21 protein-coding genes and 1 pseudogene are annotated in these 22915 nt (G+C 72.6%); 6 read left to right on the top strand and 16 right to left on the bottom strand.

The window, feature by feature from the left end:
* Positions 1-260: 260 nt before the first annotated feature.
* A pseudogene (locus ACIQUT_RS32920) lies at positions 261-666 on the bottom strand (helix-turn-helix transcriptional regulator); the annotation flags it as partial.
* A 20-nt stretch (positions 667-686) separates the two neighbouring features.
* Between ACIQUT_RS32920 and ACIQUT_RS32925 the strand changes: the two are divergent.
* Positions 687-941: a helix-turn-helix transcriptional regulator gene (locus tag ACIQUT_RS32925; protein WP_403568385.1), complete on the top strand. Its 255-nt coding sequence runs from the start codon at positions 687-689 to the stop codon at positions 939-941.
* 117 nt (positions 942-1058) lie between these two features.
* Here the strand turns inward: ACIQUT_RS32925 and ACIQUT_RS32930 are convergent, their stop codons facing one another.
* A complete protein-coding gene (locus ACIQUT_RS32930) occupies positions 1059-1577 on the bottom strand; it encodes a hypothetical protein (protein WP_403568387.1) in 519 nt (172 codons plus the stop codon).
* Between the two features lie 118 nt (positions 1578-1695).
* Positions 1696-2973: an ABC transporter ATP-binding protein gene (locus ACIQUT_RS32935; protein WP_403568389.1), complete on the bottom strand. Its 1278-nt coding sequence runs from the start codon at positions 2971-2973 to the stop codon at positions 1696-1698.
* A 66-nt stretch (positions 2974-3039) separates the two neighbouring features.
* Between ACIQUT_RS32935 and lxmA the strand changes: the two genes are divergently transcribed.
* The 5 genes from lxmA (at position 3040) to ACIQUT_RS32960 (ending at position 6965) form a co-directional block, all read left to right on the top strand.
* Positions 3040-3258, top strand: coding sequence for a lexapeptide family class V lantibiotic (lxmA, locus tag ACIQUT_RS32940; protein WP_403568391.1), 219 nt, complete (start codon positions 3040-3042; stop codon positions 3256-3258).
* Positions 3259-3380: 122 nt separating this feature from the next.
* On the top strand, positions 3381-3971 hold the full coding sequence (gene lxmD, locus ACIQUT_RS32945) for a peptide terminal cysteine decarboxylase LxmD (RefSeq protein ID WP_403568393.1): 591 nt from the start codon (positions 3381-3383) through the stop codon (positions 3969-3971).
* Entirely contained in the window at positions 3968-4975 is a 1008-nt protein-coding gene (locus ACIQUT_RS32950; RefSeq protein ID WP_403568394.1) for a hypothetical protein, read from the top strand. Before lxmD ends, ACIQUT_RS32950 begins: the two co-directional genes overlap by 4 nt.
* Complete coding sequence (gene lxmK, locus ACIQUT_RS32955) at positions 4972-6126, top strand: class V lanthionine synthetase subunit LxmK (protein ID WP_403568395.1); 1155 nt, start codon at positions 4972-4974, stop codon at positions 6124-6126. Before ACIQUT_RS32950 ends, lxmK begins: the two co-directional genes overlap by 4 nt.
* Complete coding sequence (locus ACIQUT_RS32960; protein WP_403568397.1) at positions 6123-6965, top strand: hypothetical protein; 843 nt, start codon at positions 6123-6125, stop codon at positions 6963-6965. The genes lxmK and ACIQUT_RS32960 overlap by 4 nt, the downstream gene beginning before the upstream one ends.
* Here ACIQUT_RS32960 and ACIQUT_RS32965 read toward each other — a convergent pair.
* The 13 genes from ACIQUT_RS32965 to ACIQUT_RS33025 form a co-directional block, all read right to left on the bottom strand.
* Complete coding sequence (locus ACIQUT_RS32965) at positions 6901-7266, bottom strand: hypothetical protein (protein ID WP_403568399.1); 366 nt, start codon at positions 7264-7266, stop codon at positions 6901-6903. The two genes, ACIQUT_RS32960 and ACIQUT_RS32965, sit on opposite strands and share 65 nt — an antisense overlap.
* Complete coding sequence (locus tag ACIQUT_RS32970) at positions 7263-7481, bottom strand: hypothetical protein (protein WP_403568400.1); 219 nt, start codon at positions 7479-7481, stop codon at positions 7263-7265. Before ACIQUT_RS32970 ends, ACIQUT_RS32965 begins: the two co-directional genes overlap by 4 nt.
* A 49-nt stretch (positions 7482-7530) precedes the next feature.
* Positions 7531-8307, bottom strand: coding sequence for a hypothetical protein (locus ACIQUT_RS32975; RefSeq protein ID WP_403568402.1), 777 nt, complete (start codon positions 8305-8307; stop codon positions 7531-7533).
* A 186-nt stretch (positions 8308-8493) separates the two neighbouring features.
* Positions 8494-9144, bottom strand: a complete 651-nt coding sequence (locus ACIQUT_RS32980; RefSeq protein WP_403568404.1) for a hypothetical protein — start codon at positions 9142-9144, stop codon at positions 8494-8496.
* 50 nt (positions 9145-9194) lie between these two features.
* Positions 9195-10049 carry an immunity 49 family protein gene (locus tag ACIQUT_RS32985; protein ID WP_403568406.1) on the bottom strand — a complete coding sequence of 285 codons (855 nt, stop codon included), beginning with the start codon at positions 10047-10049 and terminating at the stop codon, positions 9195-9197.
* 119 nt (positions 10050-10168) lie between these two features.
* Entirely contained in the window at positions 10169-11029 is an 861-nt protein-coding gene (locus ACIQUT_RS32990) for an immunity 49 family protein (protein WP_403568408.1), read from the bottom strand.
* Positions 11026-14109, bottom strand: a complete 3084-nt coding sequence (locus tag ACIQUT_RS32995) for a hypothetical protein (RefSeq protein ID WP_403568410.1) — start codon at positions 14107-14109, stop codon at positions 11026-11028. Before ACIQUT_RS32995 ends, ACIQUT_RS32990 begins: the two co-directional genes overlap by 4 nt.
* Positions 14106-14531: a DUF6507 family protein gene (locus ACIQUT_RS33000; RefSeq protein ID WP_403568412.1), complete on the bottom strand. Its 426-nt coding sequence runs from the start codon at positions 14529-14531 to the stop codon at positions 14106-14108. Before ACIQUT_RS33000 ends, ACIQUT_RS32995 begins: the two co-directional genes overlap by 4 nt.
* Before the next feature lie 47 nt (positions 14532-14578).
* Positions 14579-14890, bottom strand: coding sequence for a pore-forming ESAT-6 family protein (locus tag ACIQUT_RS33005; protein WP_403568414.1), 312 nt, complete (start codon positions 14888-14890; stop codon positions 14579-14581).
* A gap of 70 nt (positions 14891-14960) precedes the next feature.
* A complete protein-coding gene (locus ACIQUT_RS33010) occupies positions 14961-15293 on the bottom strand; it encodes a hypothetical protein (protein WP_403568416.1) in 333 nt (110 codons plus the stop codon).
* A 135-nt stretch (positions 15294-15428) separates the two neighbouring features.
* Complete coding sequence (locus tag ACIQUT_RS33015) at positions 15429-16847, bottom strand: DUF6177 family protein (RefSeq protein ID WP_403568418.1); 1419 nt, start codon at positions 16845-16847, stop codon at positions 15429-15431.
* A 67-nt stretch (positions 16848-16914) separates the two neighbouring features.
* Positions 16915-20889 carry a type VII secretion protein EccCa gene (eccCa, locus tag ACIQUT_RS33020; RefSeq protein WP_403568419.1) on the bottom strand — a complete coding sequence of 1325 codons (3975 nt, stop codon included), beginning with the start codon at positions 20887-20889 and terminating at the stop codon, positions 16915-16917.
* Between the two features lie 2 nt (positions 20890-20891).
* Complete coding sequence (locus ACIQUT_RS33025) at positions 20892-22886, bottom strand: cobalamin biosynthesis protein CbiA (protein ID WP_403568420.1); 1995 nt, start codon at positions 22884-22886, stop codon at positions 20892-20894.
* Positions 22887-22915 lie beyond the last annotated feature (29 nt).

Genomic DNA, 22915 nt, shown 5'->3' on the forward strand with positions numbered 1-22915 from the left:
ACCCCCCAGGTCATCCCTTCGACAGGGGGCAGACAGCCATACCGGGCCCGGGGGCCAGGCGCCCCGTTTCGGGGCCACGAGAAAGGTAACGGGGGAGGCACAGGGCCCGACGAGGGGGAGGCGGACCGCGGCGGGACCGGCGACGGGGACCGGGATGCGGATGCGGATGCGGTCCGGGAATGGCTGGCCCGGGCGCTCGGCGACAACTCGCTCCGCGGGTGGCGCACGGCAGGACCGTAGCGCCCGGGCTCTGCCTGCTGCTAGATCCAGCCCCGCTCCCGCGCGAGGAGCGCGGCGTGCGGGCGGCTGCTGGCGCCTAGGATCGTCCTTGCCCACGCGGCACAGCTCTTCGAGGACCCGGAGCTCGATCTCCGAGAGCACCTCGACGGAGTCGGATCCGTCGCCGGTCAGGACGGCCAGGTCCACGGCCTGGTCCCAGATCTTCTCGAAGAGGGCCAGGATGTTGGACACCAGACCGGCCTGCTGGGTGACCAGTGCGCCGCGTGAGGTGTCCGCCGGGTCCACCGGCACCAGGGCGGTCTTCCGGTCGTAGACGAGGATCCGCTCGGAGAGGCTTTCGGCCACTCTGATCGACGCGCCCTGCGCGGTGAGTTCGCGCAGGTAGGCGACGGTCGGCGGGTGGTCCAGGGCCTCTTTGCAGACCACGGGAAGCTGCTTTGAAGTCATTGGCCGGGAATCACCCACTGGATTTCTCCTCGCTCACGGGCCGTGAGGTGGAAGTGCTCCTGCTGCTGGCGTCCGGGGAACAGAACCGCCGCCTCGCACGGCACCTCGGCATCGCGGAGCGCACGATCCGTGCGCACACCGCCAGCATCGTGCGCAAGCTCCAGCTGAAGTCGAGGTTCGAGGCCGCGATCGTCGCCCACCTCTACGCCGACGACATCAAGGACCTGGAGACGACACAGCGCAGCGCTGCCTGACCGGCACCCAGGCGCACACCGCTCCCATACCGCAACGGCCGGTCCCCGCCCAGGGGACCGGCCGTTGCGGTATGGGAGCCACGCGGCGTGGACGCCGGCGAACGCCGACCCGCGCGGCTAGGGCAGCGCAGCGCTCACGCCGTCCACGATCATCATCCACATGGGCTGGGCGCCGGTGCCGAAAGCCGACGCCAGGGCGTAGCCGATCGACGCGTCCAACGGCCGGACCTCGACGTCCTCCTGCCACTCCGCGAGGACCACCTCGTCGCCGTCGGAGGAGAAGTCACCGATGTGCACGCCGTCGCGGGTCAGCCGGCTGCTGGGGATCGAGTCCGGGACCAGGCGGTAGCCCACTCCCTCGAACTCCACGTCCACCCGGTACGAATGCCTGCTCAGGCCGCCCTTGGCCGGCTTCAGCTCCGCTTCCCGGCCGTCGATCCGCAGGGTGAGGAAGGCGGGGTCGCGGGTGCCGATGGCGATCTGCGCGTCCGCTTCCGACGCGGGGTCCCGCTCCAGGACCACGCGGGGGATCCCCTCGCCGTCGACCTCAAGGCGGTCCTGGCCGTCCTGGTGGACGGTGATCCCGCCGAAGCGGGTGTCCTCGATGGGGGTCGGGTTCCGGTCTGAATCGCTCATGCTCAGGTCCTTCGGTGCGGGTGGGACTGGTGGTTCGTCGCGGTGGTTCGCCGCGGGTGGTTCGCCGCGGGTGGTCCGGCGGCCGGGCGGACGTTCCGTGCCCGGCCGCCGGGGCCGTTCAGCGGGCGGAGGCCAGCCGGGTCGCGGCCAGTTCGCGGTAGATGTCGTTGCGCTCCAGCAGTTCCTCGTGCGGGCCGTGGTCGCCGACCCGGCCGTCGTCGAAGAGGATCAGCTGGTCGGCGGTGGTCACCGTGGACAGCCGGTGCGCGATCAGCAGGACCGTGCAGTTCTCGGCGGCCTGCTCGACCGTCCTGCGCAGGGCGATCTCGCTGAGTCCGTCGAGATGGGCCGTGACCTCGTCCAGCAGCAGCACCTGCGGCTTGCGGAGCAGCGCCCGGGCGATGGCGAGGCGCTGGCGCTCGCCGCCGGAGAGGGCGAGGCCGCGGGAGCCCACCTCGGTGTCGAGCCCGTCCGGGAGTCCCGCGACGAACTCGTCGAGCAGGGTCTTGCGGAGCACCTCGGCGACGGCCTCGTCGGTGGCGTCGGGGGCCGAGTAGAGGAGGTTCTCGCGCAGAGTTCCCGCGAGCATCGGGGAGTCCTGTTCGACGTAGGCGATGCGGCGCCGCAGGTCGGCCCGGCTCAGGGAGCGGATGTCCGTCCCGTCGAGGCGGATGCTGCCGGCGTCCGTCTCGTAGAAGCGCTGGATCAGAGAGAACACCGTGGTCTTTCCCGATCCGGAGGAACCGACGATCGCGGTGACCGCGCCGGCGGGCGCGGTGAAACTGGTCCCCTTCAGGGTAGGCGTACGGCCCTGGTAGGCGAACTCCAGCCCCTCCACGACCACTTCCGGCGGCGGCCCGGAGGGCTTCGCCGGCGTCAGGTCCACGTCGTCCTCGGCCTCCATCTCCCGGACCTCCTCGATCCGGGCGAGGGCGCCGAGGCCCTGCTGGAGGGCCGTGGTCCCGGAGATCAGGGACAGGATGGGCCCGCCCAGGTTGAACAGGTAGAGCAGGAAGCCGATCAGCGCGGCGAGGTCCAGCGCGCCGGTGGCGACGAGCGCACCGCCGAAGCCGATGACGGCGAGGAACGACGCCTGGACGATCAGCCCCGCGAGCACCGCGATCATCGCCTGGTACCGGGCGCCCGCCAGCCCGGCGCGGTACGCCTGCTCTGCGGCGGCCTCGGCGCGCTCGGTCTCCTTGGCCTCGCCGCCGTTCGCCTTGACCGTACGGGCGGCCCCCAGCGCGCGGTCCAGGGCGGCGCCGATCTCGCCGACGGACTCCTGGGCCTGGGTGGTGACCCGGCGGATGCGCGGCATCACCACGCCCATGGCCACGCCGACGACCAGCAGGACCACCGAGGTGATCCCGAGCAGGGGCAGGCTCATGACGCCCATCAGCACGATCGTCGCCAGCAGGTGGATCGAGCCGTCGATGATCTGGATGAGCCCGCCGGTGGCGGCGTGCTACACGACGTCACCGAGAAGGACCTGTTCGACGGCTACACCGCCTACACCTCCGCCGAGGAGCTGGGCCTGCACGACGGCGCCACCGCCGGCCCGGCCTTCAGCCCCACCGTGCCGTGGGCGATCCAGGCCGGCATGATCAGCGCCCGCTCCTCCCAGGCCTGCGCCGCCGCCCTCGGCTCGCTCGCCGCGCGGACCGTCGAGAACAAGTGCTGATCACAGCGTGACATCGGGGATCGGCCGGCTCGCCGCGGCATACCGCCGCGCCGGTGCCGGCCGGCCCCGGCGCGGCGCGACCTCCGCGTCCGCGCCCCCGTAGAACCCCGAGAGGAGGAGACATGGACGTTCCGGACACCGGATTGCGACGTGTGCTCGTCGTGGGAACCGGCGCCCTCGGGGTGGCCTTTCTCCCCTTCTGGATCAACTGGCTGAAGAACGCGCACCCGGAGACCGAGATCCGCGTCGCGCTGACCCGCTCGGCGCTGCGGTTCGTGTCCGCCGACGCGATCGCCGTGCTGTCCGGCAAGGAGGTCTTCATCGACGACTGGAGCCGTTTCTCCGGAGTCGACGTGCCCCATGTCGAACTGGCGCGCTGGGCGGACCTCGTCCTGGTGCACCCGGCCACCCTGAACTTCGTGGGCCGCTACGCCCTCGGCATCACCGACACCCCTCTGCTGCTCGCCCTCCAGTCGACCGGCGCCCTCGTGGGCGTCGCCCCGTCCTTGCCGCCCGCCGCACACAAAAGCCCCGTCGTACAAGGCCACTTGGACGTACTGCGCGACCGGCCCGGAGTGGTCCTCGCGCCGACGATCCCCGCGGTCAGCGCCAGTACGGGAGAGCTGGAGGACGGCGGCTCCGCACCGTTCAACGAGCTGTACGACCTCTGCGTCGCCCGGTCCCGCGCCGACGGGAAGGGGCCCACGCCATGACGGCCGTGACGACCGTGACGACCGCGACCGATCCGGTGCCGGCGCTCCCGGAGCCGTTCGGCCCCGACGTGGTCGCGGAGTACGGGACGGAGCTCCAGACCACCCGGGTGCTCCGCGCGCCCGACGGCGGCTTCCTGTGGTGGCAGGGGCCCGGCGCGCAGGTACGGGGACCGCTCCTCGCGCGCGCCGCGCACCTGGTCCCCCTACTGCCCGACGACACCGGCGCAGCACTGCTGACCGTCCCCGAGCGGGCCGGTGCGGGGCTGCTGCACCGGGTCGGCGGGTCGGCCTCCGCCGCGGCCTGGCTGCGGGACTTCCGGCCCCAGGCCCGGGCGCTCGTGGCGCATTCCCTGGTGTCGGCGGCCCGGGCCCTGCGCGCGCTGCACGCCGTACCGGCTCCCCCGCCCGGGGAGCTGCGGCTCGGCGCCCCGCCGGGGCTGGGCCGGCTGCGGGACTGGGCCCGCGGCAGCAGTGAGCTGCGGGAACGCACCCTGTCCTGCTGGGGCGCGGAGCGGCTGGAGCGTCTGCTCGGCTGGGCCGACGACCTCGCCCCGGATCCCGCGGCGGAACCCATACCGGATCCCGTACCGGATCCCGCGGCCGGCGCCGCACCGGCCGGCCGGTCGCTGGTCCACGGCTGGGCTTCGCTCGGCGCGCTGGTCCCGCCCCTGAGCCGGGGCCGGGTGGCGCTGCTGACCGGCGAGGACCTGGCCGTCGGGCGGCCCGAGCTGGACCTGGGGTGGCTGCTCGGCGAGCTCGTGGAGCTGGCCTGGACCACCCCGCACCAGAAGCCCGCCGACCTCCAGCGGCTGCTGCTGGACGCGTACGGGCCCGGCCCCGACCCCGTGCTCGTCGGACGGTCCGCCGTCCTGCGGGTCGTCACACACATGCAGGACTTCGCGACCTACCGGGGGTGGGACGACGAACTCCTGGGCTACATCGCCTTTACCGCCGAGTTGATCGACGAGGAGGGCCGCAGAGCGGTCCCCCAGGGAGTGTCATGACTACAGCGACCCCGACCGAGCAGCAGCCCGCGCTGCTGCGGTACCAGCCCACGGAGCTGGACTCCGTTCCCGAGGTGGCCGAACTGCTGGACCGGCTGGGCCTCGGCAGCTTCGTCCCGGACGGGCTCACCGCCTTCGGCGGGCGCAACGACAACTGGGCGGGTACGACGACCAGCGGCGACCAGGTCTTCGTGAAGACGGTCACCCGCGCCCCCGACGGCAGCAGCCCCGAACTCGGCCGCACCCTCGCCTACGAGGCCCTCTCCCGCCGACTGCCCGCGGACTCCCCGCTCCGCTCCCCCGTCCACCTCGGCGCCCACGAGGGCGCCGCCCTCAACGCCTACCGCCTGCTGTCCGGCGCCCGTTCCGGCTCCGAGATCGCCGTGGACGGCGGCTTCGACGAGGAGATGTGCCGCGAGGCCGGACGCGCCGTCGCCACCCTGCACGCACTGGACGCGGACGGCGCGGGCGTGGACACCGGCGAGGCGCCGCTGCCCCCGCTGGCCTGGCTGGAGGCCTGCCCCTGGAGCGCGCTCCAGGACCGCAGCATGGCGCAGATCGCCGCCTGGAAGCTGGTCCAGGACGACGCCGAGGTCGTCGCCGCGCTGCGCCTGCTGCGCGAGCGGGAGCAGGCCGCGCCGCGCACCCCCGCCCACTGCGACCTGCGCTTCGACCAGTTCATCCAGCACGAGGACACGCTGTACCTCTGCGACTGGGAGGAGTTCCGGATCGCCGACCCGGCGCGCGACGTCGGCGCGTTCATCGGCGAGTGGCTCTTCCAGGCCACCTACTCCGTCTTCGCCCCGACCGGCGACCGGGGCAGCGCGGGAGCCCCCGCCCTCGGCTTCGACCTCGCCCACGAGGAGATCGTCGAGCGCGGCTCGGCCAGCCTGCGCCGCCACACCCCGCGCATCGCCGCCTTCTGGCAGGGCTACCTCGAATGCCGGGTCCCCGATGCCGAACTGGCCGAGCGGGCCGTCGGCTTCGCCGGCTGGCACATGTACGACCGGCTGATCGCCACGGCCCAGGCCCACGCCGTCCTCAGCCCCGTCGCCCGCGCGGCGGCCGGCATCGGACGGGTCCTGCTGCTCAACCCGTCCGGAGCCGTCGCCACGCTGCGGCTCGAAGCCCCTTCCGGGAGCTCCCGATGACCTCCACCGCCACGCACGTCCTCGCCCCGCGGCTCACCGCCGCCCTCGACCTGGTCTCCGTACGGGCCGACGGCCTCCAGGCCACCGTCGCCGGGAGCGAGTTCACCGCCGAGAGCCCCCGCGACCTGCGCGGGCGCCTGTCCAACGCGCTGTACGAGGAGTTCCACGCGGGCAACGGCGAGCACCGCCGGGAGCCCGGCGGAGTGCCCCGGCTCAGCCTGCGCGACGCGAGCCTGGAGGAGCGGCTGGCGGCCGGTGTCCCGCACGCCTGGACCCCGGCCCGGGCCCGGCTGATCGAGGTGCTGCACCGGGAGGGCGGCGACCAGCTCGTCGTACAGCTGCCGGACATCACCGCCCGGGTGCCCGCCGACCGGCTCATCGGGACCGGGGACGGGAACGGGAGCGGGAACGCGCCGCAGCCCGGGGACATCGTGGAACTGGCCCTGGAGGCCGCCCGGCCCGCCCTGTCGCCCGGCTTCTTCTACGTGATGGGCTCGCGCGCCCTGCCCCGCCCGGCCGGGCCCATCCGGCGGCTCTTCGTGCACGCCCTGGACGGGTCGGCGCGAAAGCCGACACAACCCCAGGTCAACGACCTGGGGTTCGCTTCTTGTCCCCCCGCCTCGCGCGGGCCGGGTGCCGGGGGCTCCCGAGTGGCTCGTCAGAGCAGGTGCGGCGGCGGCACGACCAAGACCACGGCAAGCAAGCGGGGTCTCATCCGGGGGAGCGCCTGGGTCTCGAACCATCCGCCGTCCCGCACCCGGCGATCGTCGCTCATCAGGCGGCACCGCGGGCAGTACGGACGCCTGCCTCGGCAGCGGCCTCGTTGCGGATGCGGCTGATCTCGGCGGCGATGTCACGGGCCTCGCCGAGGTCGGTGACCTCGCCGGCCCGGGCCTCCAGGACGCGGAGCCGGGCGGCGGCCTCCGGGTGCCGGGCGATGGCCACCTCGACGGCCCACGACTCCGTGAAGGCGCGGAGGGGAACTGCGGAAACCTCGGCACGGGCACGGGCGGTGCCGGCCGCACGGTCGCGGTCGAAGTCGGCGAGCAGGTGAGGGGCCACCCGGGCCGGCGCGGCGCGGATGGCCTCGGGCTGGGCGGGCGGCTGCGGGATCACGGACGGCTGGGGTGCGGTGCTCATGCGGCTTCGGTCCTCTTCTCTTCGTCCGGTTCGCCTGCCCGGTAGGCGTTGGCGAGAGTGGTGATGTGCTGGCGGGACCAGCCGACACGGCGACCGACCGCGGCCTTCTGCCCATAGCGGTCGGCGGAGCCGCTGCGGCCCACCGTACGGTTGAGGTGCTCTTGCGCCCGCGCGAGGGCCTGTTCGGCCCGGCGAACGGACTTCATCGGCGCCATGGCCTCGGCACGTTGTCCGTGCTGGACTCGTGACGCGGAATGCGCGTGATCACGTACTCGCCTCCTGCATCCAGGGCGGCGCGGCCGGACGCCGGCGCCAGTACCAGTTCGGATCCGAGAAGCCCCGGGCGTCTGCCGTGAGGGCAGCCGCGAGTCCTGCACCGCCGTCGTCGACCGTGAGGTCCCGGAACCGGGCGTCCAGCTCTGCGAGGGCGCCGGCCGCCCGTTCCCGGTCGTCCGCTGCGAGTGCCTGCAGTGCGCTGTCCAGCCGGTCCCGGTTCTGCAGGTCCTCGCGGTACATGTCCGCGCCGTACCAGCGCGAGGGCGGCCACCCGGCGGCCATGCGCGAGACCAGGGCCTCCCACCCCCAAAGGAGCATGCGGACCTCGCCGGCCGGGCTGTGCCGGCCGGCACCGGGGAACAGCCCGTCGGCCACGGGCGTGGCCACGGGAAGGTCCCGCACCACTTCGGGGAATCCCTCGACCCTCGCGGCGGGGAACTCGGGGACAGGGGCCTCCGTCGCGTACACCCTGTAGCCCTGCTGCTCGTCTTCCAGGTATTCCACGCGTGCGAAGGTCACACCGCCTCGGGAGGTCACCACCTGGCGTATCCACGGCAGGGTCCCCCAGGAAACGAGCACCGCCGTGTCCAACTCGCGTGCCAGCACGGTCGCAAGGCGTCCCACGGAGGGCTGCGGAGCCAGTTCCTCGGTGCCGTACACCGTCAGCCGGCAGCCGATGTCGCCGCTGAGCGCCTCGTATTCGCACGTGACCTTCGCGTCCCGGTTGCGGGCCTCCGTCTCGCCGTCCGGGGATACGTCGATCACGGTGGGTGGAACGCCGAAGGACTCGGCCAGAGCGCGGGAAGCTGCCTCCGGGTCTGCTTCTCCCGCGGTAAGAAAGCCGTATATCAAGAGAAACACTCCCCGTTGGCAACGACGCCGGTCGGCGGGAGCCCGGCAGACTGCCTGGCCGCTTGTTCGCCGCGTTCCGCACCCGCCGGATGCGGTCGGCTATCCGAATGCGGTGTCGGTGAGGTTGGGCCCGCGCCCGTCGATGATGAGGTCGGGAGCCTTGAGTCCGTAGCCCTCGGCTCGGCCGTAGTACGTCGGCTCGCCGGGCACCGCCGCGACTTCGAGCACCTGGTCGAGCTCCCGCAGGGCCGACGCGAGCCGCGGCGCGTTGTTGGCGTGGACGGCCGGGTGGGGCTCGCCGCGGAAATCGTACGGACCCCATATGTCGTGGTGCACGGACACTTCGGCCCAGGCCCCGTCCTCGTCGAAGGGGGACACCAGGAGTTCCACCAGGCGGTACTCCCTCCCGCCTGCTCCGTTCGCGTCGAACCATGCGCCGGATCCGAGTACGAGGACCGCGCCGATCTCCGCCTGCGGATGGCCGGTCGGCCGACAGCCGCGGAGGGCGTCGGGCAGTGCCGGATCACCGAGCGAACGGCCGGCAAGGGACAGCCTGTTGTGGATGCCGATGCCGCCCCTGCCGACCTGGAACCAGCTCCAGTCAAGGGAGAGCGGCTCCAGCAAGGCGTGCTTCTCCAGCACCCCGCCCATGCGCGCCGCGGTCCGGAGCGCGGACTCCAGACCCGGCTCCGCCACGTCGTCCAGGTCCCACCACCACGAGCCGCACTCCTTCGGCGCGCGCATCAGCATCGATGTCCCACTTCCTCACGCACCGTACGCAGGGGTGGAGTTCCCGGTGATCAGGTCGGGAACTCGCCGCACCAGTTTCCGCTCAACAGGGCGGCGGGCACGTATTCGGACTCGACCTCGATCTCGATGCCCGTCTCCCGGGCGAAGCAGGCCATGGCGAGCGGGGCGAGCGCCACGAGGCCCGAGACGCGGGTGGCCCGGCCCTCCACGTTCCAGTACTCCCCGTGTAGCTGGAGGGCAGCGGTGAAGGCGCGGTTGAAGCCCGCGTCGTCCCTGCGGACGATGCGGTGGAACATCTCCATCGGCGGGTAGAGCACCTTGCCCACCGCCTCCTGGTCGGTCCTGACGACCGCCGGGTCGGTGCCGTCGACCGCGGCCACCAGCTTCCGGCCGAGGTCGGGGCCGCCCAGCCAGTAGGTCTGGAGGGTGTCGATCCAGGCGTACTCGAACTCGTCGACGTACGCGCCGCTCTCCCGCAGCAGGGACAGCGGCACGCGGCAGAGCTCCGTGATCCTGTCCCGTTCCCGGCACACCACGGCCAGGTAGAAGGCAGTGAGCCAGGTGCCGGGCGTCACGTGGTTCTGCGACCCGGTGGCTTCGAGCGTGCGGTCCTTGTGCGCGATGCGGCACTGCACGTGGGTCCCGGTCGCGGTCGCGGCGGCGAACACCGCGGAGCCGGCCTGCATGGCCGTCACCCAGGCGTCCCACGTGGGGTAGATCGATCCCCGCGGATCCCTCAGGCAGTGGGCCTTGGCCAGCATGAGCGCGGTGTCCAGGGCTTCACCCAGATCCTTGGAATCGCCCTCCAGACCCTCGATCAGCCTGTCCGCACTCCCCTGGAGAACGGCGAGGCCCGCCTCCGCATTGCCCGTGGGAAACGGGTGACGGGGGATGGTCGTGAACACCGAATACCTCTTCTCATCAGATCGCACGAGCCGGAGCCAAGGCGGGTGCTCGGGTCAGGTCGGGAACTCGCCGAGCCGGTGTTCGGCCGTGCTGTGGGCAGGGAAGCCGTGCCGCGGCATTACGTGGGGAATTCCCCCAGCCAGCCGTGCGTGAGCAGGTACTTGGGGAGGAACGGCGATTCCACGTCGATCGGGAACTTCCCGTCGTGGGCCAGGCACGCCATGGCGAGCGGGCCCAGGGGAAGGGCACCGTCGATGTCGGTCGCCCGCTCTTCGTCCAGGGTCCAGTACGCCTTGTGCAGTTTCAGGGCCTCCGCCAGCGCCGGCCCGAACTCCTCCTGGCGCTTGCGCACGACGTGGTAGAAGAGGTTGAGCGGCGGATACATCACGCCCTGCAGCGCATCGCGCGGAGTGTTCCGCGCGACCTCGGGATCCGAGGACTCGAACGCAGCCATGAGCTTGTCCACCAGCCCGGGCCGCCGGAGCCAGTAGGTCTGCTGGACATCGACCCAGTGGAAGACGAAGTCGTCGTACGCACCCTCCGCCGAGCGCAGCCGCTCCAGCGGGACCTCACACAGCTGCGTCATCCGCTGCTGCTCACGGCAGATGACGGCCAGCCAGAACGCGCTCAGCCAGTTCCCCGCATGGGCGAACGGCTGCAGACCGATCACCGGCAGGGACCGCGTCCTGCCGTTGATGAAGCAGTCAACGGTGCCCTCGTCCGCGCCGGTCACGGCGAACAGCGCCGAGCCGACCTGCATCGCCGTGACCGTGGCTTTCCAGGATTGCAGCCGGTCCGCCGACGGGTCCGCGACGGAGTGTGCCTGCAGCGCGACGAGAGCGGCACCGTAGGCCAAGTCGATCATGTCTGGCGACTCTTCGAGGTCTTCGACAAAACCGGCCACCTGCTCGCTCAGCCCATCGGCGAACTCCTCGGCATCGGAGCGGGGCACAAGGTGGCGGTCAACGGTTTCGGTCACGGAAGAGTTCTCCTGGTGGTGTCGAAGGTCCGGTACTGCAATCCAGTGTAGCTTCCGGTATTTAGCTCACCCCTGACGACGATGTACTCGAGCCTTCCGTTCTTGCGCGCCCTCCACAGCTTTTCCACGAGCTCTTTTTCGCCTCGCTTGTTCATCTCTTGGAAAATGTCGAAGAGGTATTCCTTGCTTCCTTGGGGGACTGACGGCCCCTTGACACCGGGCATCCTGGGAGGCCAGGGAGGCGGGTCGAGATCACGCTTGCCGAGGGCCGTTCTGATGCTGCTCTTGCCCTCGAGGATGACGGCTCGCCCGTCGGGGTGCAGCCACACCTGGTCGAATTGGTCCGCGCCGCTCATCGGGCCGAGGAGTTCCTGCTTGACGAAGCCCGGGCGGTGCTCGGCCATGAAGTGGTGCTCGGCCGCCGCTTCGCCGAATTCCTCGGCGGCATCCCGCATCGCCGTGTGGGCCTCCTTGTACGCCGCCTCGGCCTCCGGGCTACCGGTCGAATTCTTCCACTTCGTCATGGCCGTATCGTGAGCTATGGCGGCGTGGCGCCTGTGCGCGAACCCATCGAGGATGTCGAGCCGCGCCGAATCGGAGACGTCCTCCCGGCCCAGGGGTTGGTAGTCGTCCTCGATGTAGTGGGGCGCAGGGGGTTCGGGGGTGTCCTTGGCGCGGGTCCACGGTGCGTCGTGCGCCAACTTGGTGAGTTGGGGCGGGGCGTACCCGCTCTCGTCCAATTTGGAAAGAAGCTTGCGGTGGCCGTCCTTGTCGTAATACCGCTTGCGGTATCCGGGCTCCTCGTTGGCCCGGTATACCTGGATCTCCTCGATCTGGTCCTTTGTCAGGCGGCCGCGGGGGCCGTAGGGATTGTCGCCGTCCAGCATGAAGCTGGGGCGCTCCACCGGCTTGCGCGGACCCGACGGGCCACCCGTCGGGGCATCGCCGGTCGCGCCCGAGCCCGATGGGGCTGCGGCTGCGTCATCACCCGTGCGGGCCGCGCCGTCGCCGGGATGGTGGGTACCGCCCGCTCCCGGAGCCTCCGGGTGGGATCCGCCGGTGGACGTGCCGTCGGTGCGGCCGCCGCCGGTCGGAGTCTCGGTGTGGCCGGCGCCGGTGGACGGGGTGTCCGCGTGGCCGCCGGCCGTGGACGGGGTGTCCGGGCGGGAGCCGCCCGTGGACGGGGTGTCCGCGCTGTTGCGGGGCATGCTGTCCGGGGCGTGGCCGCCGGGGGTGGTGTCCGGGCGGGGGCCGGGGGTGTGGTCGCCGACGGTGCGGAGCGGGTCGGATATGTCGGAGCCGAGGCGGAACACGTCGCCGCCGCGGCCGCCGACGCCGGCGCCGACGAGGACGCGCTCCTCCGCCTTGACCGTGGCCGGCGAGTCCGCCTTCGGGGCGTCGGCCTTGGGAGCGTTCGCACCGGATTCGGGCCTGCCCGACGGGGTGTTGCCCTCCGCGTCAGGCTTGCCCGAGGGGCTGGCAGCCGCGTGAGCCGTGCCCGGCGAGCCGTTGCCCTCCGCGTCAGGCCTGCCCGAGGGGCTCGCACCCGCATGAGCCGTGCCCGGCGAGCCGTTGCCCTCCGCGTCAGGCCTGCCCGAGGGGCTCGCACCCGCATGAGCCGTGCCCGGCGGGGTGTTCGCGTCGGGCTTCGGCGCGTTCGCGATGTCGCGCGGCGCTTGGTCGGCCTGCTGGAGGACGTTGCCCTTCGCGTCGTAGATGGCCCCCTCGGGGTCCATGAACTGCGGCGCGCCGTCCGTGGGCAGCTTCACCGTGCCCGGGGGGAACGTGGTCGTGCCTTCGGGGAGCCTGACCGTGTCGTTGGAGAGCTTGATCGCGCCTTCGGGGACGGGCGTGCCCGAGGGGAGGTGGATCGTTCCGTCCGGCAGCATCTTCGCGCCGTCCGGGAGGGCCACCGCACCGTCGATGTTGATCGCCGGGGCTTCGACCTTGCCCATGCCCTTCAGGGCGGCCATCACGTCGCCGATCTTCGAGAACCCGGCGCCGGCGCCCTTGAAGATGTACGTCATCGGGTCGATGGCCCGGCCGGCCTTCCCCGCGAAGGACAGGGCCTTGGCGACGGCTCCCGCCTTGCCCGCACCGGCGGCGGCGCCGCCCGCGCCGCCCGTGAAGACCGTGGTGAGGACGTTGAAGGTGACCGCGCCGGCCGCGCGGGAAGGGTTCGACCCCCACTGGTCCCACGCCAGCAGCGCCTTGCCCGTCTCCTTCATCGCCGTACGCGAATCCCGCAGCCAGGAAGGCAGCTTGTCCGACGGGGCGGCGAGGAAGAGCGGGCCCACGCCCGGTATCGCGGTGATCGCAATTCCCGTCGCGAGCTTGGCCAGGCCCGTCCACGACTGCTTGAACGTTTCCAAGCCCTGCAGGCCGACCAGGCCGCCCAGGCCTTTGAGGGTGCCCCACACGCCGTCGACGACGACGCCCTTGCCGAAGTCCCAGACGTGTTCCCACACCTGCCATGCGGGGACGGATTCCTCCACCGCGTCGCCCCACGGCAGGGACTTCGACTGCTTGAGCGCCTCCGCGTCATACCCGTACATGTCGGCCGCGTTGGAGCCGTCGTTCACCCGGAGCGGCTGGCCGCCGACCAGCGCGACGATCTTTGCGTGCGCGGTCCGCTCCACCTCGTGGAACTGGGTCCACACCTCGGCGATCTCGTTGCGGCGTGCGAGGTTCTCGTCGATCAGATCGCCGTCCTCACGCCACTTCTCGTCTTTGGAGACCTTCAAGAGAAACGTTCCTGCTTCCCCCTTCAGGTCCTCCAGCTTCTTCTTCAGCGGCGCCACGTCACGCGCGTACGCGCCCAGCGCACCCGCGATGGCGGACATGTCCGTACTCAGCTTCAGCCCGAGATCGGAGACCGGCTTCGTCGTCGCGAACAGCTGGTCGGCTTCGGGCGCCTGGTAGAACGCCTGGAGGCCGCCGAAGCTGGAGTGGACGTCGCCGGCCTTCGTCGACACGGCGGTACCGCCGGAGGAGATCGCCTTGATCTGCCTGTCCAGCTCCACCAGATCGCCGGTGAAGACCGGCACCTCCACCGGGTCGACGGGGTCCTTGTCGCTCACCTGCCACCGCCCGGCTTCTGGCGGAGGGCCTCCAGGTTGACGGACCTGGCCGCGTCCTGGGCCTGCTTGGCCGAATCCAGGTCGCCTGCGATGTACTCGTTCGTCGCCTTCACCGCACCGAGGATGCAGGCCTCGATGCGCGCGGCCATCGACTTGAGTTCCTTCTCGCGGCCCTTCAGGTATTCACCGAGGGCGGCCGCCACCGGGCCCATGGCACCCTTCATCGTGGGCGCGTGGCCGGGGGCCGGGTTGGGTATGGCCGTCTTGGAGACGGAGCCCGGCACTGCCGTTCCCGCGGCCTCCCCCGCTTTCGACATCGCGGTGACCAGCGCGTTCAGCGCCTTCTCCAGATCACCGGCGTGGCCGCCGACCGTCTTCACCTGCCCTTGAACGCCTTGCGGCTTGATGTCCCAGGCTGTCATCCGCGTTCCCCGTCCCCCGTATCCCCTGCGTCAACTGCCGGTGAGCGTCAGCCGATGTTGTCGACCGCGGTCTTCGCGCGCGTCTGCGTCTGGCGGGCCGTCGAGTCGTTCTTCACCAGCGTCTCGTTCAGCAGCCGGATGATGCCCTTCACTTCCTCCGAGACCTTCTTCCAGCGCTGCTCCTTGGCGTGGTACTCCGCCGAGACGCCTTCCGCCTCGAAGTCCGACATCACCTTGGCCACCTGCCCGTCGCGCGCCGCGATCACCGTCTCCAGCTGGCCGATCACCACCTTGATGTTGCCCTGCGCCTCCGTGGACGCACCCGAATCGTACGAACGACGGTCCTGGCCAGCAGCCACTACAACCACACTCCCCGTTGAGATCGAAAACCCTGCAACAGCCGCCTTCGCGGCCCGGTCAGCGGCCCTGTCAGCGGCCGCGGAAGCGCGCCGCGTCGAAGTTCGCCGACGCCATCTGCGTCCTCGCGTTGTCGCCCTGCTCCTGGTCACCCGAGGAGAACGCCTTCTCCATCCCCGCCTGACCGCCCAGGATCGCCGCCAGCGACGCGTTCAGCTCCTTCGCGATGTCGTCCGCCCGACGCTTGAAGTCGTCGAACGCCACCTTGCCCTGGCCGTTGAACTTCCCCTCCAACGGCTGCGCCGCCTGCACCAGCAGCCGGACCAACGTCCCCAGGTCCGTACTCGAACCCTGCGACCCCTTCATCAGGGTCGTCAGGGCCGTGGTCCCCATGTCGAACTTCATCGCTCACACTCCCCCGCACACATGCTCAAACAATCGGTTTCAGTCAAATGTATGTCTACTTCTATCAAGACGCATCGCATCTGCAACGTCCAACACCGCGGTTGTGACGGACGTATGACAATCCACCAGCTTCACTCACTCGCCCTTCAGGTGGCGCACCAGGCGTTCGAAGTCCGCCCAGCCCGACAGGTCCGACGGGTCCCCCGGCAGCGGGTAGTAGTAGGCCGGGCGGGCCTTCGGGCCCAGTCTGACGGGGGGCTGTGACAGCGGGGTGCTGCGTGCGCGGTCGTCCGGCATCGCCCGGACCTCCTCCGCGCCCAGGACGAAGGCCAGCGGCACCCCCGGCCCCTCGAAGCGCGGCGGAACCAGCAGGTCGCGGCGGGCTTTGCGGAGCTGTACGAGCATCGACTGGAGCCGGTGGCGGGTGGCGAGCACCTCGGCGGTCCGCTGGAGGGCGCCGAGGGGCACCTCCTCGTCCGCGCCGTAGCCGAACGCCAGCGTCACGTCCTCCTCGACGCCCGCCTTCGTACGGGTGACCTTCACGGTGGCGATGCCGGGCCGGTCCGGGCTGCCGACCACCACGAACCACGTCGGCTCGGGCGCCCGCGCGTACGCCACGTCCGTGAGCCGGCCCGGCGACCAGGGCAGGTTGGCCGGCTCGGCGGTGCCCCAGCCCCCGGGGGGCCCGCCGGTCAGCTCGCGCCAGACCGTCTCCACGGACCCGCCGAGGACCAGCCGGTCGTCCGCGGGGTGGATCGTGCGGTAGGTGACGGCGAGCTGCCGCTCCCCCGTCTCCGCCGCCCGCCGGTACGCGGCCGCCACCGGGGTGCGCGGGTCGTCCTCGGTGGCGTCCGCGGGGACGACGGTGGCGAACATGCCCTCCTGCCAGCGCAGCACCGCGCCGCTGAGGCCGTCGTAGTAGCCGTCCTGCCGGTCCTGCACCACCCACCGCGAGGGCCAGCCCGGCATCACGGACATCACCGCCGGGGACAGCGTCGTCCCGGGCGGGGTGACGATCTGCAGGCCCCGCTCGGCCGCGGCGCAGGCCCGGAAGGCGTCGGCGAGCCAGGCCGTCATGGCGACGACCGGGCGGTCCATGATGACCACGGCGACATTGCCGGTCAGCACGTCGACGGCGGGCTGCGCCGCGGCCGGCGTCGGCGCGACCCCGACCCCGTCGGACGCCACCACGGCCAGCGAGCGCGCCGCCTCCGGCGGCCAGGCGGTCCCGCCCGAGAGGGAGGCGAGGCGCGCCGCGAACGTCCCCGCGAGCCGCTCGGCCCCGGGGACGCCGGTGGTGGCGCGGGCCTCGGTCCACCAGAACGGCACCGGCGGCGGCGTCGCCCCGAGCAGCCGCTCGGCCTCGCCTTCGACCTGTACCAGCAGCGGTGCCTCGACCGAGACCAGCGGCCGGCCCTGCGCGTCGCAGAGCTGGACGACCGCCCCCTCGCCCGTGGTGTCCACCAGCTTGTCGGGCCCGCCGGAGAGCAGGCCCGCGAGCACGGCCCACGGGTCCGGCATCCGCGGGGTGAGGGCGATGACGTCCTTGGTCATGGCGTTCGTACGGTCCTTCGCAGCTCGTTACTCGGGCGTGTACTGCGTTGCTCGGGCGTGTACTGCGTCACTCGGGCGTGTACACGGTCTGGATCAGGCGGTTCGACTGGCCCCTGCGGACGAGCACGCCGCGCCCCGGCGGCTGGAAGCCGGCGTACACGCCGGGGAACAGCTGGCCCTCACTGCGGTCGCCGGCCATCACCAGCGCCGAGGCCCCCGACTCGCGCAGGCCCTGGACCAGCGGCTCGTACAGGCCGCGGGAGGCGCCGGCGACGCGCCGGGTGAGGACGAAGTGCAGGCCGATGTCGACCGCCGACGGGATGTACGGGACGAACGGGGCGAGCGGCGCCTGCCCGGCCGTGGTGAGGACGTCGTAGTCGTCGACGAGGACCACGATCCGCGGGCCGCCGCCCCAGCTGCCCGGCTCCAGGTCCTCCAGCGGGGCGCTGTCGTCGGGCAGGCGGCGCTCCAGCTCGTTGGCGATGCCCGCGGCCAGCCCGGCGCACATCTTGGCGTTGTAGGCGTAGCCGCCGTTGAACTCCTCCGGGACCACGCCGCGCAGGCTGCGCCGCGGGTCCATGATCGCGAAGACGAGTTCCTGCTCGCCGTACCGCTCGATGAGGCCGCCGGCGATCGTCTTCAGGAGGTTCGTCTTGCCGCATTCGCTGTCGCCCATGACCAGCAGGTGCTGGTCATGGTGGAACAGGTCGAGCAGGACGGGGGCCAGGGCCGTCTGGTCCAGGCCGATCGGCACCCGCTGCGGCTCGGCGACCGGCCCCGGCAGGGCGTCCGGCTCCAGCAGGTGCGGCAGCACCCGTACGGGCTGGGCGGTCTCCCCGCTCCAGGTGGCGCGCACGGTGCGGGCGGTGCGCTCCAGTACGACGCCCAGCTCGGAGTTGTCGGCCTGCCCGTCGGTGCGGGGCAGGGCGACCTGCGCGAACAGCTTGCCGTCGGTCAGGATCCGGCCGGGCTCGTCGGGCGCGAGGGTCTCCGAGAGCTTGCGCTCGATGCTGGACTCGCTGGGGTCGTTGAGCCGCAGCTCCACGCGGGTGCCGAAGTTGGCCTGGGTGGCGATGCGGACGTCGTTCCAGCGGAGCATGCCCGCGACGACGTGGATGCCGTAGCCGCCGCCGCGCTTGAGGATGTCGACGACGGCGTCGTCGAGTTCCTCGAAGTCGTCGCGGAGTGCGCCGAAGCCGTCGATGACGAGGACGATCTCGGCGGAGGCCAGTTCGGGCAGCCGGCCCGCCGCGTGCAGGGTGCGCAGCTGCTCGACGGAGTCGATGGTGTGGTCGCGGAAGACGTCCTCGCGGACCGCGAGCATGTTCCGCACCTCTTCGACGGTGCGGGCGGCGCGCTCGCGGTCGGCGCGGCCGGCGATCCCGCCGACGTGCGGCAGGCCCGCCAGGGCTTGGAGGCCGCCGCCGACCAGGTCGAGGCCGTAGACGCCGACCTCCTGCGGGGTGTGGGTGAGCGCGAGGGAGAGGACGAGGGTGCGCAGCAGGGTGGTCTTGCCGGACTGGGGGCCGCCGATGACGGCGGCGTGGCCGCCCGCGACGGTGAGGTCCAGGTACCACTCGCCCTGCCACTGCTTCGCCGGGTCGTCGAGCAGGCCGAGCGGCACCACGAGCGGGCCGCGCCGCTTGGCGAGCTGCATGCCGCGCGGGCCGACGCCGAGCGGGCCGGCGACGGCGTCGAGCGGGAGCGCGGAGGGCAGCGGCGGCAGCCAGATCCGGCGGACGGGGGCGGCGGCGTGCTCCAGCTGGCCGACGATGACGCCCATTTCGGTGGGGCCGCTCTCGCGGCGCCGGCCGCTCGGCTCCTGGGCGGACTGGCGCTCGGGTTCGGCGAGGGTGTTGAAGGCCTCGTACTCCAGGGCGAGCGGCCCGGTGTCCTCGTCCTCCTCGTGGCGGACGGGGCCCCGGTAGGCGCCGGAGACGTAGCTCGCCTTGAAGCGCTCGTAGTGGCTGGTGTCGACCTTGAGGTAGCCGAAGCCGGGCAGCGGCGGCAGGTGGAAGGCGTCCGAGGTGTCGAGGACGGTACGGGACTCGTCGGCGGAGAAGGTGCGCAGGCCCAGCCGGTAGGACAGGTAGGTGTCCAGGCCCCTGAGCTTGCCGCCCTCGATGCGCTGGCTGGACAGCAGCAGGTGCACGCCGATGGAGCGGCCGATGCGGCCGATCGACAGGAACAGGTCGATGAAGTCGGGCTTGGCGGTGAGGAGCTCGCCGAACTCGTCGATGACGACGAACAGGTGCGGCAGCGGCTCCAGGTCGGGCCGGCGGTCGGCGCGCAGGGCGGCGTAGTCGCCGATGTCGGCGACGTTGCCGGCGTCCTTGAGGACCTGCTGGCGGCGCTTGACCTCGCCGGCGAGGGAGGCGTGGACGCGTTCGACGAGGCCGGCCTGGTTCTCCAGGTTGGTGATGACACCGGCGACGTGCGGCAGGTCAGCGAACGGCGCGAAGGTGGCACCGCCCTTGTAGTCGACGAGGACCAGGGCGAGGTCCTCCGGCGGGTGGGTCGCCACCAGCGCGAGGACGAGGGTGCGCAGCAGCTCGGACTTGCCGGAGCCGGTGGCGCCGACGCACAGGCCGTGCGGGCCCATGCCGAGCTCGGAGGACTCCTTCAGGTCGAGCAGGACCGGCTCGCGGGAGTCGCTGATGCCGATCGGTACGCGCAGGAAGGCGCGCTCGCCCCGCGGCGCCCACAGCGCGGGGAGGTCGAGGCGGGCCACGTCGTCGATGCCGAGCAGCTCGGCGAAGTCGACGGGCCCGGACAGCGGTGCGTCGGCGAGGGACTCGGCGGACAGCCGGAGCGGGGCGAGCATCCGGGCCAGGCCCTCCGCGGACGGGATGCCGACCTCGTCGACGGTGCCGTGGGCGCTGACCGGCTCGGTCTGGCGGAGGTCCTCGATGAGGATCTGCGCTCCGTCGACGGTGATGCGCACGCCGACGTGGCCGGGCTCCTGGATCCGCTGTTCGAGCAGGTGCAGGACGGTGATGCCCATGTCCCGCAGGCCGACCGCCTCGTCGGGGCGGGGCAGTTCGACGGCGTCCTCGCCGTGCCCGTCGGCGACGACGAGCAGCCGGGAGTTCATGGTCAGCGCGTCCGTCCCGGCGAGGCCGCGGCGCACCTCGGCCGCGTAGGAGGCGCGGCGGTTCAGCTCGGGCGCGAGGAGGCGGGCGAGCTGGGCGGCGGAGGGGGCGATGCGGCGGGCGGGGACGGGCCCGTCGTGCTGCCCGGAGTCGAGCAGGTGGGGCATCCACTTGGCCCAGTCCCAGTCGGCGATCCGGTCGCCGGGCACGGCGAGGGCGACGGCGACGTCGTCGGGGGCGTGCAGGGCGGCGGTCTGCACGAGCAGGGCGCGGGCGACGCGCAGGCAGTCCTCGCGAGGGCCGATGACGCTGACGTTGCCGACGCGGTCCAGGGGAACGGTCAGCGGGAGCTCGGTGCCGGTGCGGAAGCGGGCGGTGAGCGCGGAGGCCTCGTTGAGCATGAACTGGTCGGGCGGGGTCAGCACGGAGGACCCCTGCTGGCCGATCCTCAGGTCCCGTACGGGCATCTCGCCGGTGCCGACGCGCACCTGGAGGAAGTCACCGTCGGCGCGGCGCCGCTCCCACAGCCGGGCCGGGTCGCGCAGGACGTCGTACAGGGCCTGCGGCGCCGGGTTCAGCACGTCGGCGCGCTCGCGCCGCTCCCGCTCCTCGCCGGCGAGCTCCTCGCGCAGGTCCTCCAGGTAGGCGAGGTACGCCTCGCGCTGGGTGCGGCGGGCGCGCTGGGCCTTGCCGCGCTGCGAGAAGGCCATGACGAGGGAGCCGGCGACCGTGACGCAGAGGATCATCGCGCCGAGCGCGGCGAACTGGCTGTTGCGGACCACGGTCATCATCACGACCGAGGACATGACGCCGGCCACGGGCAGCAGCGACATGGCGATGTTGCCCGCCTTGCCCTCGGGGAGGTTCGGCGGGGCCTCGATGGTCCGGGCCTCGGTGGCGGCCGGCGGCTTGATGGTCCGGGCCGGGCGGTGGATCAGTCGGGTACTCATCGTCAGTGGCGCTTCTGGGAGAGCTGGAAGACGTCCGCGGCGAGCCGGGTGGCGATCGTCCGGGTCGACTCGGCCAGCAGTTCGGTACGGATGACGCCGCCGCTCGCCAGGTGGCGGTCGTACGGCAGGACGTGGACGGTCGCCCCGGTCGAGCCGAGCGTGCGGGCGGCCTCGTCGAGGTCGATGCCGGAGTGCGGGGACTGCTCGGTGATGACGACGACCGTGCCGGCGATCAGGTGCGGGGGCAGGCCCTGCATCCACTGGAGGACCGCGTAGGTGCTGGCGATGCCGTCGAGGGCGGCGGGGGTGGCCAGGACGCGGGCCTGGGAGGCGGACAGCGCGACGCGGGCCACCTCGGCGGGCAGGGTCTCGCAGTCGACGACGGTCACGCCGAAGTAGCGGCGCAGCGCGACCATGGCCCGCTCGTAGGACCGGAGGTCCAGCATGGCCCCGATCCGGCCCTGGCTGCCGGGCAGCAGCCAGGCGTTGTCGCGGAGCTGGACGAGGTAGCCGGTGACGTCGAGGAGGGACATCTGCGGTTCGACGATGTCGGCGAACTCGCCGGTGGTCCAGCGGAGGGCCTCGGCGCCGAGCCGGATGGGGAGGGAGCCGAGGGCGGGGTCGGCCTCGACGAAGAGGACGGGGTCCTGGCGGTAGTGGGCGTACGTGGTGCCGAGGAGGGCGGCGACGGTGGACTTGCCGGCGCCGCCGCGGATGGACGTGACGGCGATCTGGCGGCCGGTCGTCACGGACTGCTGGAGCAGTTCGGCGGTGCGGGTGGCGTCCGCGACCTCGCGGGAGGCGGATGAGGAAACGGTTCGCCAGAGGGTGCGGGCGGCGCGGGTCGCGAACGGCTCGCCCCGGCGGGCCCCCTTGAAGGCACCGACCAGGCTCTTGTCGACCACGGGCCGCGATTCGGGCGTCGCCCGGGCGGCACCGCCCTGGCGGGGGGCCGCGGGCGCGCCGGGGGCCGCGGGCGCGCCGGAGGTGGCCGCCGGGCCGTGGGCGGCCGCCGGGCCGTGGGCGGCCGCCGGGCCGTGCGTCGGGGCTGCGCCCCCGTGGGCGGCGGCTGCGGCGTGGGCGGCACCTGCGCCGTGAGCGGCACCTGCGCCGTGGGCCGGGTCGGCTCCCTGGGCCGGGGCCGCGCCCTGGGCGGGGTGGGGTGGGGGGTAGGCCTGGTGCTGGGCCTGGGCGTGGCCGCCCTGTGCCCCGGGCTGCTGCTGGGCGTACGGCTGGGCTCCCTGGCCGGGGGCCGCTGCGTGCGCCGGGCCGGCGCCCTGGCCGGGGGCCGGCTGGGAGTAGGGCTGCTGCTGGGCTTGCGGCTGCGCGTACGCCTCGGGCTGGACGTGGCCTCCCTGGGCCGCGTGCTGCTGCCGGGCGTGGGCCTGGCCGCCCTGGGCCGGCGGCCTGCCGTGGGCCTGCGGTCCTGCCTGGGCCTGGGGCTGGGCTCCGGGGCCGCCTTGCGGGGTACCCGACTGGGGGTAGCCGTAGCCGGCGGCCTGGTCCTGGGCCTGCGGGTACCCGTAGCCGGGGGCTTCGGCCTGAACCGGCGGCTGACCGTGGGGCTGGGGCTGGGCCCCGGGGACGCCCTGAGGGGCGCCCGACTGGGGGTAGCCGTAGCCGGGGGCCTCGCCCTGGGCCTGCGGGTAGCTGTAGCCGGGGACTTCGCCCGCGGCCGGGGTCTGCGGGTAGCCGTGGCCGGGGGTCTGGCCCGGGGCGGCCTGCAGGTGGCCGTGGCCGGGGGCTTCGCCCTGGCCCTGGGCGTGCTGCGGGTGGCCGGTACCGGGAGCCCGGCCTTCAGCGGCGGCCTGGTCGACCCGGCCGGCCCGGCCGTCCCGGGCCGCGGCGGCCTGCGGGTGGCCGGGCTGCGCGTGGCCCTGCTGGGGTCCGGGCCGGTGTGCCGCGGTGGCCCCGGGGGTCCCGTCCTGGGCCTGGGGCGCGGAGGCCGCCCTCAGGTCGCGCAGGACGTTGCCCTGCCAGTTGTCTCCGTTCGGCATGTCTGCCACTGCCCCTCTTCTTCCGACCT

Origin of the sequence: Streptomyces sp. NPDC090445, assembly GCF_044769385.1 — a bacterium.
Taxonomy (GTDB): domain Bacteria; phylum Actinomycetota; class Actinomycetes; order Streptomycetales; family Streptomycetaceae; genus Streptomyces.

Bases quoted from the DNA above. Each gene is read 5' to 3' on its own strand.
- ACIQUT_RS33025 (WP_403568420.1), bottom strand. From the start codon at position 22,886: ATGCCGAACGGAGACAACTGGCAGGGCAACGTCCTGCGCGACCTGAGG.
- lxmK (WP_403568395.1), top strand. From the start codon at position 4,972: ATGACTACAGCGACCCCGACCGAGCAGCAGCCCGCGCTGCTGCGGTAC.
- ACIQUT_RS32980 (WP_403568404.1), bottom strand. From the start codon at position 9,144: ATGCTGATGCGCGCGCCGAAGGAGTGCGGCTCGTGGTGGTGGGACCTG.
- ACIQUT_RS32930 (WP_403568387.1), bottom strand. From the start codon at position 1,577: ATGAGCGATTCAGACCGGAACCCGACCCCCATCGAGGACACCCGCTTC.
- ACIQUT_RS32970 (WP_403568400.1), bottom strand. From the start codon at position 7,481: ATGGCGCCGATGAAGTCCGTTCGCCGGGCCGAACAGGCCCTCGCGCGG.
- eccCa (WP_403568419.1), bottom strand. From the start codon at position 20,889: ATGAGTACCCGACTGATCCACCGCCCGGCCCGGACCATCAAGCCGCCG.
- ACIQUT_RS33015 (WP_403568418.1), bottom strand. From the start codon at position 16,847: ATGACCAAGGACGTCATCGCCCTCACCCCGCGGATGCCGGACCCGTGG.
- ACIQUT_RS33000 (WP_403568412.1), bottom strand. From the start codon at position 14,531: ATGACAGCCTGGGACATCAAGCCGCAAGGCGTTCAAGGGCAGGTGAAG.
- ACIQUT_RS32960 (WP_403568397.1), top strand. From the start codon at position 6,123: ATGACCTCCACCGCCACGCACGTCCTCGCCCCGCGGCTCACCGCCGCC.
- ACIQUT_RS33010 (WP_403568416.1), bottom strand. From the start codon at position 15,293: ATGAAGTTCGACATGGGGACCACGGCCCTGACGACCCTGATGAAGGGG.
- lxmD (WP_403568393.1), top strand. From the start codon at position 3,381: ATGGACGTTCCGGACACCGGATTGCGACGTGTGCTCGTCGTGGGAACC.
- ACIQUT_RS32950 (WP_403568394.1), top strand. From the start codon at position 3,968: ATGACGGCCGTGACGACCGTGACGACCGCGACCGATCCGGTGCCGGCG.
- ACIQUT_RS32965 (WP_403568399.1), bottom strand. From the start codon at position 7,266: ATGAGCACCGCACCCCAGCCGTCCGTGATCCCGCAGCCGCCCGCCCAG.
- ACIQUT_RS32935 (WP_403568389.1), bottom strand. From the start codon at position 2,973: ATGGGCGTCATGAGCCTGCCCCTGCTCGGGATCACCTCGGTGGTCCTG.